This window comes from Bdellovibrionota bacterium, assembly GCA_040386775.1.
GTDB lineage: Bacteria > Bdellovibrionota > Bdellovibrionia > Bdellovibrionales > JAEYZS01 > JAEYZS01.
Map to the genome: position 1 here is coordinate 99,794 of JAZKEU010000008.1, position 14,944 is coordinate 114,737.

The window sequence follows — 14,944 nt, forward strand, 5'->3', positions numbered from 1 at the left end:
GATCAACTGGATCAACTGGATCAACTGGATCAACTGGATCAACTGGATCAACTGGATCAACTGGGTCAACTGGGTCAACTGGATCAACTGGGTCAACTGGATCAACTGGATCTTTTTCTATTACAGTAATAAAGAACTCGTGACCTTCTTCTTCACCACAAGCGTTGGTTGCAACTAAGAATACTGAGTAAACTCCAATCTCATTTAGAGAAGTACTTACGGTTGCTCCTTCAATATCTACTTGAGTTGCGCCTTTTACTAAAGACCATACTCCGTGAATTCTATTTACAGACATATTAAAGACTTCGTCTTGTTTGACTTCGGTAGGATGTATCACGGCCAGTTCGGTGGCATTGCATTCGTCGGGATTTTGTATGTTCTGGTTACTTAAAGATAGCTTATCAAATTCCATCTGCTTGTTACAAGCAACTGAACTTAAGATAACCATAGACAGTGCTGCTGACTTCAAAAAATATTTTTTCATAAAAAATCTCCCTTGGGAGCTTAATTGCAGTCTGCATGCCACGGGTGAAGTGCGATCAGTTAGCTAAAAGTCCTGAAAGCTGGCTAAAAGTTAGATCCTGACAAAAAGTTGTATAGTTTTTAATAAATATATTTTTGATTCACGACTCACAAACTACGGATTCATTTGAGAAAACCTAGACCAAAGACTTAGGGAAACATAATTATTCTCAAAGCAAAACAGAATTGATGCGTTTCAATTCACGACAAGTCGATCAAAAAAAAATTCTAATCCAATAATATTGTCAGACATTTTTACAGGACCTTTTGATTTGAACAGCAATAATTAGAATCAAAAAAATTCTATCCATAGAAATTGTTATCGCATCCATAAGCTCAAAACAAAATTCAACTTATGCATTTTGATTTAATTACATTCAACTTCAAGAAGAGTTTCAGTAAGCGACAAATCTTACTGCCGGAGCGGAAGTGATCAAAATGTATCTTTCTTATCCATATCACCATTGCAGGAAGATGTCCGCTGACACCAAAGTTTTTTACTAAAAGGTGCCCGTCGACACCGAAAGTTTTTGTAGCGGAACCCGCCGCGTAAAATTCAAATAATATTTTTTAAATTCAATTCGAGATTGACATGTTATTCAAGGCGGTAGGTTGTCTCTAGACAAGAATATTTCGGAGAAGTTAAATTTTTTAGATTTAAAATTTTATTTTTCGTTAATAGCAATTTAATCACTTTTATCCAATATTAAAAAATCATGCAGTCACACTTCGAAAAACTAGATTTAAAAAGGCGTGATATATATTCCTGTAATTTATTAATTCGCGAACAGTGGAGATAAGGATTATGAATGCAAATGTAAAAATAAATACCCTTTCAAATATAGCTCTGGAGAATAAACTTAAAGAACTAATCTCCAGTGAAAGAAAACTTCTTCATCTTATTCTTTTGCATATTAGGGAAGTAGATAAAAGAAAAATTTATTTAGAAAGAGCGTGCTCTAGTCTTTTTGAGTATCTCACTAAAAAATTAGGATATTCTTCTTCGGCGGCTCAAAGAAGAATTGAAGCCTCAAGACTTTTGAGAGAAGTTCCAGTTTTGGCAGAGAAGATTGAAAAAGGAACTTTGAATCTTACGCAAGTGGGGGAGTTCGCAAAGGCCATAAAGCAAAAAGAGAGGGAATCTTCCGAAAAGATAACTTCGGCGGTTAAAAGTGATCTCTTGCAGAAGATAGAAAACAAGAGTTCATTTGAAACTCAAAAGTTACTGGCACAGGAGTTGGATTTAAATCTCAAGCAACCTGAACAGAATCAGATTCAAAAAGATGAATCTGTACATCTTCAGATAACGCTGACCAAAACTCAATACGAGAAACTTTTAAAGTGCAAAGATATGAACGCACACAAATTACTTCAAAACAACCAAGGAACCGGTCTTGCTGAAGTGATCGAAGTTTTGTCTGATAAGTTTTTAAATGAAAACAAGAGATCCACTTCCGCTCCGGCAGTGAATAGGATTGGAAATATCGCAAATGAATCAAACAAGACTTTAAGTCTTAAAACCAAGAAAATAATTTTATCCCAACAAATGTGCTGCCAATACAAAGACGCTAAAACTGGAGAGATTTGTAAAAGCACATTTGCCCTTGAGATAGACCATAAAACTTCAAGATGGGCGGGTGGGAATCACCATATAGACAACCTCCAAGTGCTTTGTTCCCAACATAATAAGTATAAATACCAAAAGGAATCTGGAGTTCGATTTTAGCTACGAAAAGCAAGAGGAGTTGTAGATCTCAGATGTTATATAATTAAGAAGGATGGTATTTAGGAGCGTAACAAAGCAGCCAGTGAATTTTAAGTTTTTTACCGTGGCAAGATATTTGCCACATATAAAATACTCTTGTGGCAGTTGAGCGCCACACTATCTATTAGCTAGCTGATAAGAATTTGTGTAGCCGATAAGAATTTATGTTAGTTAAGCAGGCTACACAAAGGATCGTTCAGTTTGATAATACTGGAAATTAATCCAACAAACTTTCGAACGGTATCTGAATTTAAAGGAGAGTTTATGAAGCAATTTCTGATTATCTTTATTTTTTCTAGCGGTGTGTTTGCACAGGAAAGAAATATTTATAATTCCAAACTTATTGTGACCGTACCTGAAGGAGCAAGCAGTCTGAGTTCAGCTGTTTTACCAAGCGGAAATACCACATTTACAGAGCCTAGACTTCATATAAATGGAGAAAAATATTTAATCTATATCCCTCAGAGTAAAGGAAACAATTTCGACCAAGTTTGCCGATATCTGGGAAAAACTGCTGCTGTTAACTTTTATGATGCAGCTGATGTCGCCCTAACTTCAAAGAAGCAATATAGATCTAGTTTTGAAATAGGCGCTGAAATCGTAATAAATTGTCGTCGAGTATATGGTGAATACGGAGTATTTCTTGGCTATGAGGATGGGACTGACCATAACTGTAGTGAAGAGACGATGGCTCACTTAGACAGGAATGGAGTTGCTAAACTAGAGAGAGCGCGAACCGACATGGTAGGTGATAGCTATACGGCGACTAATGGTGCAATAAAAAATTACCTTAGTGCAATTATTTGCAAGTAAAACTATCTAATGAACTTATCCCAGCAATTAAAGTTATTCTTCAAGAATACATGATGAGAAAGTAATTAGTTCTGAATTTAATCTTCTAACTAATACACACCATACTCTATTAAAACGCCGATTAAATGATCGGCGTTTTAAGTTTTTACCGACATATAACTTGAAGGACCTACCTCTTCGTATCCGTTGATTCAAAGATCTTGTCTGCCGATTTTTCGACAAAGCCGTGATAGAGTTCGCCGTTTGGAAGATTGTAGCGCTTTGCGAATTCATAATAGCAGCTTGGAATTTCGTGAGTGCCGTCCGTGAATTTTACTTTCATCTTGCCTGCCAGAGTAGAGGACTGCTCTAGGAATACTGAAGGGCCGCCCTTGATCTCTCCGCCGCTCGCATTCAGTTGAAAGCCGTTGGATTTTAACAACTCGTTTAGTTCAGCAAGTGTTTTAAAAGTCTTTAGCGCGTTGACGTTGACCGTAAAGTGATTTGCGCAAAAACCAAAAGCACTCATCCAGCCAGCGTACTCACTGACACTTAAAAGTTCTTGATATGTTTTGTAATCGATATCCCAAGGTCTTCCGGAAATGCAGAATTCAGGAGAGTCAGTTTGCGCCGCAGTGACTTTCTCACAAAGCGAATTGATGATGTTTTGAGTGTGCTTCGGAAATTTTTCAGTTAAGAGTTCGCTAATAAAAATTTTTGGTTGAGTCAGATCTTTGTGCTCTAAGTGAATCGCGTACAACTTCTTTTCCTCAAAGTGATATTCGCCCTTATTTTCATACCCATGTTTGCGAAATTCTTTTGCCAGACTTTCGATTCCCAATTTAGGATGTCTATAAGTTCTGAAAGCGACGTGGTCATTCAATACCTTTTCGCCACGTTCCTCAAGGAGTCTGTGAATCACTCGTGCTTGAGGATTGAGTTCTGTGTATTGAGTCCAAAGTTTTTTGAGAATTTGATCTGCTGCCATATTGGCTCCTATATCTTTACTTTAAGATATATATAATACTAAGCCCTGCAATAAAAAGTGCAAGATGAATAAAGCGATTACGCCCCTTGTGATGAACTTGCGGTAAAAGATCACTCGTTGCGATATAAATAAATGTGCCGGTAGACACAGCAATCAAGATATTTAAAGACGAATTGATCGTTAAATCCAAAGAATACTTAGATAAGAAAATTCCCGCTGGCGTCATAAGGCAATACATCAAAATAAACCACACAACGTTCTTGTTCTTAAGCTGAGACTTAATAAGCAGAGTGGATAACGAAAAGCTCTCCGGAATTTTATGCGCCACTACGGCTGTAAGAAAAGGCGTTAAAAGCTGAACCGTATCTGTAGATTGAATAGCAATCCCTACAGAAAATCCTGTTAAAAGGCAATGAAGTGAAAGTCCAATAAAAGCAGAAATCCCTACAGTGTGAGAAACGCACCCATGCTCTTGGCAAGGATGAACCATAATGAATCGTTCAGTGATATAAAGAATTAAAAATCCAAGTAAAACATAAAACCCCGCATCGGACCCGCTCATTCTAAAGGCCGTCGGAAGCATATATAAAAACGCCGTAGCAATTAAAACGCCACTACAAAAACTCAAAAGAGGGTTGATCTGTAAGGATTTTTTCTCCCAAACAATAGGAAGGAGAGCAAATACAAACGTGGTTAAAAATAATGTAACTGATGCAACTATGATCATAGAAATCTCATTATAGAGTATGGTGAGATTGAATCAAGTAGTCTTTAGGGTTTGGATTGACCTTTTAGTCTCAGATCAGAAATATACATGCCTACTGAAAGCCAAATGAGTGCAAACGCAAAGATCTTTGCCTTCTCAAAAGGCTCCCCATAGTAAAAAACTGCCAAAAAGAAGGTCGTCGTCGGCGTAATAAACTGCAAGATCCCAATTGTAGAAAGTTTAATTCTTTTAAGACTGAACAAGAAGAGAAGCAAAGGAACCGTAGTGATCACTCCGCACATAAAAAGCATCACCGAATCAAACCCGTTGTGTCCAAAAGAACTTCGCCCTTGGCCCTCAAGATAATACAAATAAGTTAAGGCCGGAACGAGCAAAAGGCTGGCCTCTTGAGCAAGTCCAATCACAGGATCCATGGGAGCAATCTTTCTAACAAATCCATAGAGCGCAAAAGAAAGGGCAATCACTAAAGATATCCAAGGCAAGTAACCAATACTGATGATGAGGGACAAAACACCAATGGCCGCCACGGCCACGGCCCACTTCTGAAGTTTTGAAAGCTTTTCCTTTAGGATCAAGCTACCCAAAAATATATTTAAAATTGGATTGATGTAATAACCCAGCGAAGTATCGAGGATATGGTTTTCATTGACCGCCCAAATAAAGATCAACCAATTGGTAGAAATTAAAATCGTAGTTAAGAGCAGAGTAAAAAAGGACTTTGCTGTTAGAAAACCATGTACGTAAGTTTTGAACCTTTTTTGCGCCAAAATAATAACTAATAATATAACCACCGACCAAATCACTCGGTGGTTGATCAATTCTAAAGCTGGAATATGCTTGAGTTGTTTCCAGAATATAGGGACGAGTCCCCAAAGCATATAACAAGTGATGGCAGCTAGAAGTCCTTTTGAATCGTCTGATGATGTCTTCATGAATCAGAAAATATTAGGCCCATTCATACTATTTAGCAATGACTTTTGGGTTTGGATTGGAGTACCATGACTTTACCAAGACGGAGATGCAATGGCAGATAAAGTTGTACTGACAGGAGTTAAACCCACAGGGAAAGTTCATATTGGGAATTATATTGGAGCAATTCGACCAGCTTTAAGTCACGCCCAACATTTTACCCAATCTTTATTTTTCATTGCTGATTACCATGCTCTCACAACCATTCCAGATCCAAAAGAACTGAAAGAGCTCACTTATGATGTGGCCGCATCGTGGATAGCCGCTGGCCTTGATCCGAAGAAAAATATTATTTATCGCCAATCCGATGTCCATGAAGTTTTCGAAATCTTCTGGATCCTTTCGTGTTTTTCACCCAAAGGTTTGATGAATAGAGCTCATGCGTACAAAGCGCGCGTGCAGGAAAACGAACAAGAAGGAAAATCGGATTTAGATTCTGGCGTGAATATGGGTCTTTATAATTATCCTATTTTGATGGCGAGTGATATTTTGAGCTTCGACACAGATTTAGTTCCGGTAGGCGAGGATCAGATCCAGCATCTAGAGATCGCAAGAGATCTCGCGCAAAAAGTAAATCACACTTACAAAACTCAAGTTTTAAAAGTTCCAGAATTTTCTGTTCAAAAAGACGCAAAAATAGTTCCAGGATTGGATGGCAGAAAAATGTCTAAGAGCTACGACAATACGATTCCAATGTTTATGGACTCCGCAAAGATGAGAAAGCTCGTCATGAAAATCAAAACGGATTCCTTGCCTCCAGAAGCTCCAAAATCTACAAATGATTCTGTGATCTTCACTTTGTATAAAGAATTTGCAAATCCCACGCAGATCAAAGACCTTGCCATGAAGTATGAAACAGGAATCGGGTGGGGAGATGCAAAACAACTTCTCTTTGAAGCCATGGATGCGCATCTTGCACCGATGAGAGATAAGTATTTAGCGCTCATGTCGGACAAAACTGAGCTTGATAGCATCCTGGCAGAAGGTGCAGAGCGAGCTAGACTTCAGGCGAGAGCAGTTCTAAAAAGAGTCAGACAATCTATCGGAATGAATTAGTTTAGAACAATACCAAGGTCGCAATTTTTTAGTCCTAATCAATAGGACCTATTTCCAGGTAAAAAGTTAAAGCAGTACTTTTAGTTTGGTTTTTAAGACTCCGAAATTCTCTATATAGAGTTTAGGAGTAATTCGATGCAACCAGTAGTATATAAAAGTCTTGTTTTAGCAGCAGTTCTTTTAATGACAGTATCTTGTTCAAAGGAAAATTCTGAAAGCATCCAGACACCGACCCAGGTCAGTGAGTTCACAGCATTTCATCCAGTGACTGGACTTCCTCTAAAAGCTGAAGATTTAACGGCAGAGATGTTAAGAGAAGATGCAGATTATGGTGTGACTTCTAAGGTTGATGATAAAGCTGAAGGTGAAATTCAAGCCATGGAAGTCCATGAAACGGAAGTGGATGTAGAGAAAAGTAAAAATATTCTACTCTTTGGCTACACGCCTGACGGCAGTTATAATTCTCATATCACTCCTCAATGTTACAGAACAGAGGTAGACAAAATTGTTTCTTCTTATAATGGACCAACTTCAAATCTTGCTCAAAGCTTGCAGTCATGGGCAAATCGTTGCGAAAGAGAGCTTTCGAGATACAATACAAACAACATTGCAGCGGTACTTAAGTTTGCCAATACAAAGTATGACATTACCGGCAACACAATCAAGAATATCGATATCGAGTTTGAAGACCTTTCTAGAATCAAAGCCATGTTGGGTTTGAAGTCAGGAAAAAGGCCTTTAGTTATTTTTAAATCTGGTGTTTATTCCAACGCCGCTGATGGAGAAGTGACAAGAAACTTTTTTATGCATCTGTTTGAAGAAAGTCCTTTTCATATTCTTTATTTGGCAAGTGTCACCGGTACAGACTACATGAAGCAAAACGGTGCCGTTGCTCTTGGGGGAATGGACGAGGGAAGACAAATTCAAAAGATCGTAGATATGGTGAGTGCAGATCCTAGATATAAAGATCTTATTGAAGACATCCACGTGGTGGGTGTGAGCTTAGGAAGTCATGGAGTATTGTATTCAAGTTTATACAATTCCTTTGAGCAAAACTCTAAGACTAAAATTAAAAGTGCCATCGCACTTTGCCCTGTGGTGAATTTAGAGCCAACAATTAAAAGCGTATTTGAGCCTACAATCGCTGGGATCTACTATGCGATCCTCACCAATCAAACTTTAAAAGACGTGTACGATAGGATTCCAATACTAAGGCAATATTTGGATCCTAGTGGCTTATGGACACAAAAACAAATGTACGATGCTTCAACAAAGTCTACGCTTTGGCATTACAAAGAGAAGACATCAAAGACCCCACTCAATGGTCTTCCGTTTGAAGGAAAAAGAGTTCATGATTTCTCAGATTTTTGGGAATACAATAATTTTGTTCAGTATGTAGATCAGGTGACAACACCAACATTGATTGTGCATTCAAGAGATGACTTTTTGGTTCAATCTATATTCAATAGTGATGAGCTTTTAAAAAAGACTCAAAATAAAAATTCGCAGGTGGGCATTGTAGAGTTTCAAAATGGTAGCCATTGCGCTCTCAATGTGGCGACCGGTTGGCAGACTGTGTCTTCGATGCTGAGATCCTTTATTTTAAAACACTCGACATACAAAGAAGAAGAGGGAGTAAAAGTTACGGTTCCATTCAGGGCCCCCTATTTAAACTCTAATCATAAAATTTCTAAATTTACATTTGCCGCTGCTAAAGACAACAGCTTTGCGCAAGTTGAGATTCAATACTTTGATGGATCAGAGGTCACAGCAGGAACGCCTTGCATGAGATATGATCCTCTCTTTGCTCCAGATCTTTGCTACAAGTCTAAAACAGAGAGTGTAGACTTGAACATAATTTCGGGGGTAAGAGTTCCCAAAACAGACTTTGAAGTAAAAAGACTTACAAGATGGTTAAATACTCACGTGAGTCTTTTAAATAAAAATTCAGAGCTAGTGATAGGAAGTAATTTGTGGCCCACTTCGATTGAAGCAAGCACAAAGCCAGACTTTCAAAACTAATTTTTTTAATTCATCATTAAAATCATCAGAGCAAAATAGCAAGATGTTTGCAGTTGCATTTTAATTTTTTTTGAATACTATACTAGGCACTGCATAAACCCTTAGTGCTTTTGCTCTAAGACTAACAAAAGACTAACAACGGAGTTTGTTCGTGAAAAATCTTAGTATTTTAATTATCTGTTTATTAATGACTGCATTTTTATCTGGATGTGGAGTGCAATCTATTCCTCAGCAAAAAAATGCGGTGGATGCTTCGCTGTCTGAAATTACAAATCAGTATAAAAGAAGAGCTGATCTTATTCCAAATTTAGTTTCAGTGGTTAAAGGATATGCAAAACACGAAAAAGAAACTTTAGAAGGTGTTGTAGAGGCTAGAGCCAAGGCTACCCAAGTTACAATCGATCCTTCTAAAGTAAGTTCTGAAGATTTAGTAAAATATCAGCAAGCTCAAGGACAGTTGTCTCAGGCGTTGGGTCGTTTATTGATGGTTTCAGAAAATTATCCACAACTTAAGGCAGATGCAAATTTCAGAGATCTTCAAGCTCAACTTGAGGGAACTGAAAATAGAATCACAGTGGCCAGACAAAGATACATAGAATCCATCAAAGAATTTAACAACCTCGTAACAGTTCCTCCTTACAGTTGGACAAATTCACTTTTTTATCATCACGAAAAAATGCCTCAGTGGGATGTGACGGCAGAAGAGAAAACTACAATTGAGAAAGCTCCAGAAGTAAAAATGTAATGAAAGCTTTCTTTTTAGTTTTTTTATTTTCAATCAGTGCTTTTGCTTTTAAAGTTCCAAACCTTACGGGACCTGTTGTTGATCAAGCTAAAGTTATCAATTACGATGACGAGAAACTTGCTTCAGGAATCATTCGAAAACTCTATGATTCTGGGCAAGCGCAGTTGGTCTTAGTTACGATTCCTTCACTGGAAGGTCAGACGATTGAGCAAATTGGAATTAAAATTGCTGATCAATGGAAATTGGGATCAAAAGACAAGGACAATGGCATTCTTCTTATAGCAGCAGTTGAAGACAGAGCCGTACGTATTGAGGTAGGTCAGGGCTTAGAGGGCACGATCCCAGATGCCACGGCCAATAGAATCATTGAAGATATCATTATTCCTACAATTCGCAGTTCAAATTTATCTAGTGGCTTAATAACTGGTGTGGCCGCCATTGCACAAAAAATAGATCCAACCATCATTCAGCATTCTAATAAAAATGCTTTTAACCGCAATCGTTTATCGGGAAGAGATATTGGTGGTGGATTTGGATTTTTATTTTTTGTAATTATCATTCTCATCATTAAATTTTTAAGCTTCATCACAGGTGGAAGAATTGGTGGCAGCAGAAGGTACCGTGGTTCACATTGGGGTGGCGGCGGAGGTTTTGGTGGTGGATTTGGAGGAAGCGGTGGCTTTGGCGGCGGTGGAGGCGGCTTCAGCGGTGGCGGCGCAAGCGGTAGATGGTAGTGCGAAGATGGTTAAGGAAAAAATGATAGATATGAAATACCCAAATTGGATTTATAAATTTTTATCAGAACAAGAAATCAACAGCGTTTCAGAAACGGTGAAGAAGGCTGAGTCCAAAACTTCAGGAGAAATTGTTCCAGTTATTGTACGAAGATCATCGTCGGTGAGGCATTTGCCAACATTGCTGACCTGTTTGCTTTTGATTTTATTTTTCTTACTTAATGGATTTAATTTTCTAGATCATGAATTCAAAATTTACTTTTCTAACATTTTTGCGGTGATTGGTCCTTATGTAGCGCTCTCTATTTTAACAGGAGTATTCTATCTTATCTCGTTGAAACTGACGTGTTCTAAGTGTATCCAAAGACTTTTGATCTCAGAGGAGGAGATGTCTACGCAAGTGGGAGAGAGAGCTCTGTTGGAATTCTATTTGAACCACGTAACAAAAACAGAATTTAAAACTGGAATTTTAATTTTTATTTCTCTTATGGAGAGACAAACCGTAGTCTTGGGCGATGAAGCTATCTCTAAGAAAATTCCCAAGGAAACTTGGCAAGAAATTGTAGGCCTCATTGTGAACGCGGTAAAAGAAAATAAAACGGCAGAAGGTTTAAAGACTGCTATCACAAAGTGCGGAGAAATTCTAAGCCAACACTTTCCAAGCCAACCTAAAAACCCCGATGAATTAGAGAATCATTTAGTGATTAAGGACTGAGGCTGTCGCCACGGATGGGCGACAGTCATGTACCTATTAGCGAGGCAGTAAGCAGCCTTCTTTTAAAAGGTTGATTTCGTTTGCTTCGGTTAAGCAAGAGTAAACCCAGTAAGTTTGTTGTCCGTAAGAAATACCTTGGTAAGCTTTTTTGTTTCCGTTTTCATCAACTTCACAGGGATTGTTCATTGTGCAAACTTGTCCATCTTCATTGCTAGTGTTGTTAACGCCAACAACTTGTCTTGTAACTGGATTAATGATTGGTGATCCAGAGGTTCCGCCGATAGTGTCGCAACCTGGTTCTGTGTACCGGATCGAATCCTTAAATGTCCAAGCGTCTTCTAAAAGAGTTCCAACGAATTTTTCGATAGAGCAAGAGTAGCCTTTTTTCCAGTAGCCAGAAATCACTTCAATAGGATCAGCGGGGCTTGCTTTATTTGAAGAAAGAACAAGCGGGCTTACGTTGTACTTTGCTTTAATGTCTGCATACGTTTCGTTGAGTCTGTAAATCGACATGTCTGTTAAAGTCATTGTTCCATAAACGATATGAGTCGAAGTCAATCTTCCAACAATTTCTGCAGAAGCATTGTAAAGGCCAAAAGATCTTTCCATTGGCTGGTTATAAATAACTTGTCCTGGATCTAAGAACCCTTGATCTAAATCTAAACAATGTCCATTTGTGAGAATAAGTGCGAGGTCTGTTTCTTTAGAGTTCTCATATCTGATCAGGCTGCCTGAACAATTTGAAAGTTTCACGATACCTTCGAAATTGTACTTCTGAGCTTCTAGATCATTTAAGAATTTAAAGGCTTTTGTACTTCTAATTGAAAGCTCTTGCTGATTTCCTCTTGGAAGTGGAAACGCAAATGCATTGGATGTAACTACTGTAAAAACGAAAATTAATGCTAGTGATTTAAATTTGGAAATAGAAATAAACGACATGGATCCCCCCTTTGGAATTTGCGAGAGTTTCTTTTCTCAGGTTAGCGTTGTCAAAACGAATTAAAGAGCACTTCAAAGTCTTCTCAATCGCACTGCGGCATTATCTGTGACCGAGTAATTATTACATTATTACATTTGACTCCAAGTCTTACGGAAATACAATTTTTGACTGAATGACAATCCAAGGGGGGATAATGAGAATTACAAAAAATTATGCAATTGCTCTAGTTGCAATGCTTATTTCTGTATCGGTAACGGCTGTTGAATTTGACAGCAATGTTCCAGCAAATATTCAAGATCAAATGAACCAAGATTTGAACTTCATGAACACAGTTCAAGGCTCAAACCAAACTCCGCTTCATCAAAAAATCTTCGGAAAAGTAGATGGCGCAAGTTACAAATCTTTTTTTGAAGAAAGAATTAAATCCATCGGTAAAAATGCCTGTGGTGGTGGAAATGCGGTGGCTTGTGTGTACCCATTCCTTGGTAAGAAAATGTTCATTACGGATAACTACATCAAGTTTGAACATCCTCAGGTTGCAAGACTCATGGTTGTTTATCATGAAGCTCGTCACACAGAATCCGAGAACGGCAATTGGTCCCACGCGACTTGTCCAACTCCATTCTTGGGAGAAGACGGTAAGGAAATCAAATCGATCTGGACAGGCGCTACATTGGCTGGTGAAGCTGCATGTGACGTGACTCCACTCGGTTCTTATGGTTCATCTACAATTATGATAAAAAATATTTCCAAGTTCTGTGATAGCTGCAATGAGAAAGTCAAAATGGATGCTGATGTTTATGCTCAAGACCAAATGAAAAGAGTTATTGATGCAAAAGCAAAAGCGGATATGAAGAAAGACTTCGAAACTTCTGCTGCTTTGTTATAGAAAGTAGACTTGAATGACAAAAAAAACCGTCCTGATAATTTTAGCGATCTTTTGTATTATTGCTATTTACAATTTAAAGACTCCTTCGAATCGTTTAGCCTCATCTGAAATTGAAAATGAGGTTCCGCTAGTCGAAGAAATGATCGCGCCCGCAGAGACGGCAGTGGAGCTTGTGTCATCTGGACAAGCTCAAACTGGTTATTCTACCGGTTATTCTCCTGCAACTCTGAGAAAAATTTCTATTCTAAAAGAAATTTTAGCTGGAAAAAATGATAACGATCCTAGGATGGATACGGATCTTAAAAATCTATCTAATGAAGACAAAGATGCTTTGGTGGATATGTATAAAGATCTTAAGGCGGAAAGTCTAAACGACAAGGGAACTATTGCTTTCTTGATTGGTCGTGAGCTGACAAGATCTGAGGATGCGGAGTTTTTGAAAAACATTCTTTCTGAAGAGCCTTGCTTAAGCCTTGAAAACTGTGGTGTAACAAATTCTCAAAGAGATCCGCACATGGACAACGTGAATAATGTTACGCTCAGTTATCCGCAAATTGTCGCGTTAAATCGCATTAAAACTTTCGTACAAACTCAAGACCTTCAAACGGCTAATTCCAATGTTTTGAATCATCTTATAGATGCTGTAAAAATAGGCCAAAATTCTAAGATTCCCATGGTGCAAGATCGCTCAAAAGAAATCGCGAATCTTTTGACACGGAATTGACACAGGAATTGACTAAGTCCAAAAAATAATCTTTAAATGGACTCCATGACACAGCATAATTCAGACATAAATTCAGGTACAAAAAAAGTCGACGTATTGGTATTGGGCGCAGGTATTGTTGGAGTATCGGTTGCTAGAGAGCTTCAATCCAAGGGTAGAAAAGTAACTCTGATTGATAAAGTTAACCCAGGACTTGGTTGCTCTTATGGAAATGCAGGGTGGATCACTCCATGTTTTGCGATGCCACTTCCGCAGCCTGGAATGTTCTGGAAATCCATGAAGTGGATGCTAGATCCAGAGAGTCCACTTTACATTAAACCTCAGCCCAGCATGATTTTGTTTCAATGGCTTTTTCATTTTATGAAAAACATGAACGGTAAGAAAATGAATCAGTCGATTGACGTTCTTACAGAAATTTCAAAAGACAGTTTAAATTTTTATTCCAAGTTGAATGAAAGAAATCCCCAAAAATTTGATTTCCAAAATAAAGGTCTACTCATGGTGAGCGGAACTCCATCGGGTGTTCAGGCTGCGCATGAAGAGCTAGACCTAATGGCTACACGTGGAATTGCAGGCAAAAAAATGTCCGCAGAAGAGATTGTAAATTTCGAACCTTCACTTAGACCTGAAATGATTAAAGGTGGAGTTTACTTTACGGGTGAAGCTCACGCAGAGCCACTAGACACAGTAAAAACTATCCTTAAAGAATTTGAAGACTTAGGTGGATACACTCAAGGAAACACTGAAGTTTATGATTTTGAGTTCGAAGGAAATAAAATCAAGAAAGTATTAACCACAAGAGGAACTTTTGAAGCTGACCTCGTTGTTTTTGCTTTAGGGAGCTGGTCTGAAGGTATCGGCAAGAAGCTGAACACAAGTATTCCGATCATGGGCGGAAAAGGCTATAGCTTAATTGTTAAAGATACTAGTTTAACTCCTGGAACTAAGCCTCTACATCCAATCATGATTATTGAAAGAAAGATTGCAGTAACTCCGAGAAAAGATTCTGTGCGTTTGGCAGGAACTCTAGAGCTTGTGAAAATTGATTTCGCTATCACGACAAGAAGAGTGAATGCGATCATTAAAGGCTCAAAAGAATATTTAAAGCTTCCGCCACAATTTGAAATCGAAGAGTTGTGGAGAGGCTTAAGACCTTGCACTCCAGATGGAGTTCCAATCATTGGATTTTCTAAGAAATGGAGCAATTTATTTTATTGTACAGGTCATCAAATGTTGGGCTTACAATCCGCTCCAGGGTCGGCGAGACTTGCAGGTGAGTTGATCTATGGTGAAAAACCATATGTAGATCCAAAACCATTCGAGGCAGACCGCTTCTGATCAATTTTCTCTAAGGAG

The 14,944-nt window shown here is 38.3% G+C and carries 15 protein-coding genes; 10 read left to right on the plus strand and 5 right to left on the minus strand.

What is annotated here, in order from left to right:
- Nucleotides 1–484, minus strand: a 484-nt coding sequence (locus V4596_03385) for a hypothetical protein (protein MES2768165.1), incomplete at its 3' end; no start/stop codon positions are given.
- Between the two features lie 843 nt (nt 485–1,327).
- Between V4596_03385 and V4596_03390 the strand changes: the two genes are divergently transcribed.
- Entirely contained in the window at nt 1,328–2,248 is a 921-nt protein-coding gene (locus V4596_03390; GenBank protein MES2768166.1) for an HNH endonuclease signature motif containing protein, read from the plus strand.
- A 303-nt stretch (nt 2,249–2,551) separates the two neighbouring features.
- Nucleotides 2,552–3,100 (plus strand): hypothetical protein, encoded by a 549-nt coding sequence (locus V4596_03395; GenBank protein ID MES2768167.1) that lies wholly within the window; start codon nt 2,552–2,554, stop codon nt 3,098–3,100.
- Between the two features lie 169 nt (nt 3,101–3,269).
- Here V4596_03395 and V4596_03400 read toward each other — a convergent pair whose 3' ends face one another.
- From V4596_03400 to rarD, 3 genes are read right to left on the minus strand one after another with little or no spacing between them, the layout of a single operon-like run.
- Complete coding sequence (locus V4596_03400; protein MES2768168.1) at nt 3,270–4,067, minus strand: DUF1338 domain-containing protein; 798 nt, start codon at nt 4,065–4,067, stop codon at nt 3,270–3,272.
- Between the two features lie 16 nt (nt 4,068–4,083).
- A complete protein-coding gene (locus tag V4596_03405; GenBank protein ID MES2768169.1) occupies nt 4,084–4,794 on the minus strand; it encodes a ZIP family metal transporter in 711 nt (236 codons plus the stop codon).
- Between the two features lie 44 nt (nt 4,795–4,838).
- Nucleotides 4,839–5,726 carry an EamA family transporter RarD gene (rarD, locus tag V4596_03410; protein ID MES2768170.1) on the minus strand — a complete coding sequence of 296 codons (888 nt, stop codon included), beginning with the start codon at nt 5,724–5,726 and terminating at the stop codon, nt 4,839–4,841.
- Between the two features lie 91 nt (nt 5,727–5,817).
- Between rarD and V4596_03415 the strand changes: the two genes are divergently transcribed.
- From V4596_03415 to V4596_03435, 5 genes are all read left to right on the plus strand, one after another.
- Entirely contained in the window at nt 5,818–6,819 is a 1,002-nt protein-coding gene (locus V4596_03415) for a tryptophan--tRNA ligase (protein ID MES2768171.1), read from the plus strand.
- 135 nt (nt 6,820–6,954) lie between these two features.
- A complete protein-coding gene (locus tag V4596_03420) occupies nt 6,955–8,841 on the plus strand; it encodes a hypothetical protein (GenBank protein ID MES2768172.1) in 1,887 nt (628 codons plus the stop codon).
- A 151-nt stretch (nt 8,842–8,992) separates the two neighbouring features.
- On the plus strand, nt 8,993–9,586 hold the full coding sequence (locus V4596_03425) for a LemA family protein (protein MES2768173.1): 594 nt from the start codon (nt 8,993–8,995) through the stop codon (nt 9,584–9,586).
- Nucleotides 9,586–10,320 carry a TPM domain-containing protein gene (locus tag V4596_03430; protein ID MES2768174.1) on the plus strand — a complete coding sequence of 245 codons (735 nt, stop codon included), beginning with the start codon at nt 9,586–9,588 and terminating at the stop codon, nt 10,318–10,320. Before V4596_03425 ends, V4596_03430 begins: the two co-directional genes overlap by 1 nt.
- Entirely contained in the window at nt 10,208–11,035 is an 828-nt protein-coding gene (locus tag V4596_03435) for a hypothetical protein (GenBank protein ID MES2768175.1), read from the plus strand. Before V4596_03430 ends, V4596_03435 begins: the two co-directional genes overlap by 113 nt.
- A 36-nt stretch (nt 11,036–11,071) precedes the next feature.
- Here V4596_03435 and V4596_03440 read toward each other — a convergent pair whose 3' ends face one another.
- Entirely contained in the window at nt 11,072–11,974 is a 903-nt protein-coding gene (locus V4596_03440; protein ID MES2768176.1) for a trypsin-like peptidase domain-containing protein, read from the minus strand.
- A 194-nt stretch (nt 11,975–12,168) separates the two neighbouring features.
- Between V4596_03440 and V4596_03445 the strand changes: the two genes are divergently transcribed.
- Genes V4596_03445 through V4596_03455 form a run of 3 tightly spaced genes read left to right on the plus strand, consistent with a single transcriptional unit; the run spans nt 12,169 to nt 14,926 of the window.
- Nucleotides 12,169–12,864, plus strand: a complete 696-nt coding sequence (locus V4596_03445) for a hypothetical protein (GenBank protein ID MES2768177.1) — start codon at nt 12,169–12,171, stop codon at nt 12,862–12,864.
- A gap of 13 nt (nt 12,865–12,877) precedes the next feature.
- Nucleotides 12,878–13,588: a hypothetical protein gene (locus V4596_03450; GenBank protein MES2768178.1), complete on the plus strand. Its 711-nt coding sequence runs from the start codon at nt 12,878–12,880 to the stop codon at nt 13,586–13,588.
- A gap of 45 nt (nt 13,589–13,633) precedes the next feature.
- Complete coding sequence (locus tag V4596_03455; protein MES2768179.1) at nt 13,634–14,926, plus strand: FAD-dependent oxidoreductase; 1,293 nt, start codon at nt 13,634–13,636, stop codon at nt 14,924–14,926.
- The last annotated feature ends 18 nt before the right edge of the window (nt 14,927–14,944 follow it).

What these genes read in the sequence shown, in the direction of transcription:
- V4596_03400 (MES2768168.1), bottom strand. Translation starts at nt 4,067, where the DNA reads ATGGCAGCAGATCAAATTCTCAAAAAACTTTGGACTCAATACACAGAA.
- V4596_03430 (MES2768174.1), top strand. Translation starts at nt 9,586, where the DNA reads ATGAAAGCTTTCTTTTTAGTTTTTTTATTTTCAATCAGTGCTTTTGCT.
- rarD (MES2768170.1), bottom strand. Translation starts at nt 5,726, where the DNA reads ATGAAGACATCATCAGACGATTCAAAAGGACTTCTAGCTGCCATCACT.
- V4596_03450 (MES2768178.1), top strand. Translation starts at nt 12,878, where the DNA reads ATGACAAAAAAAACCGTCCTGATAATTTTAGCGATCTTTTGTATTATT.
- V4596_03395 (MES2768167.1), top strand. Translation starts at nt 2,552, where the DNA reads ATGAAGCAATTTCTGATTATCTTTATTTTTTCTAGCGGTGTGTTTGCA.
- V4596_03405 (MES2768169.1), bottom strand. Translation starts at nt 4,794, where the DNA reads ATGATCATAGTTGCATCAGTTACATTATTTTTAACCACGTTTGTATTT.
- V4596_03440 (MES2768176.1), bottom strand. Translation starts at nt 11,974, where the DNA reads ATGTCGTTTATTTCTATTTCCAAATTTAAATCACTAGCATTAATTTTC.
- V4596_03455 (MES2768179.1), top strand. Translation starts at nt 13,634, where the DNA reads ATGACACAGCATAATTCAGACATAAATTCAGGTACAAAAAAAGTCGAC.
- V4596_03420 (MES2768172.1), top strand. Translation starts at nt 6,955, where the DNA reads ATGCAACCAGTAGTATATAAAAGTCTTGTTTTAGCAGCAGTTCTTTTA.
- V4596_03445 (MES2768177.1), top strand. Translation starts at nt 12,169, where the DNA reads ATGAGAATTACAAAAAATTATGCAATTGCTCTAGTTGCAATGCTTATT.
- V4596_03415 (MES2768171.1), top strand. Translation starts at nt 5,818, where the DNA reads ATGGCAGATAAAGTTGTACTGACAGGAGTTAAACCCACAGGGAAAGTT.
- V4596_03390 (MES2768166.1), top strand. Translation starts at nt 1,328, where the DNA reads ATGAATGCAAATGTAAAAATAAATACCCTTTCAAATATAGCTCTGGAG.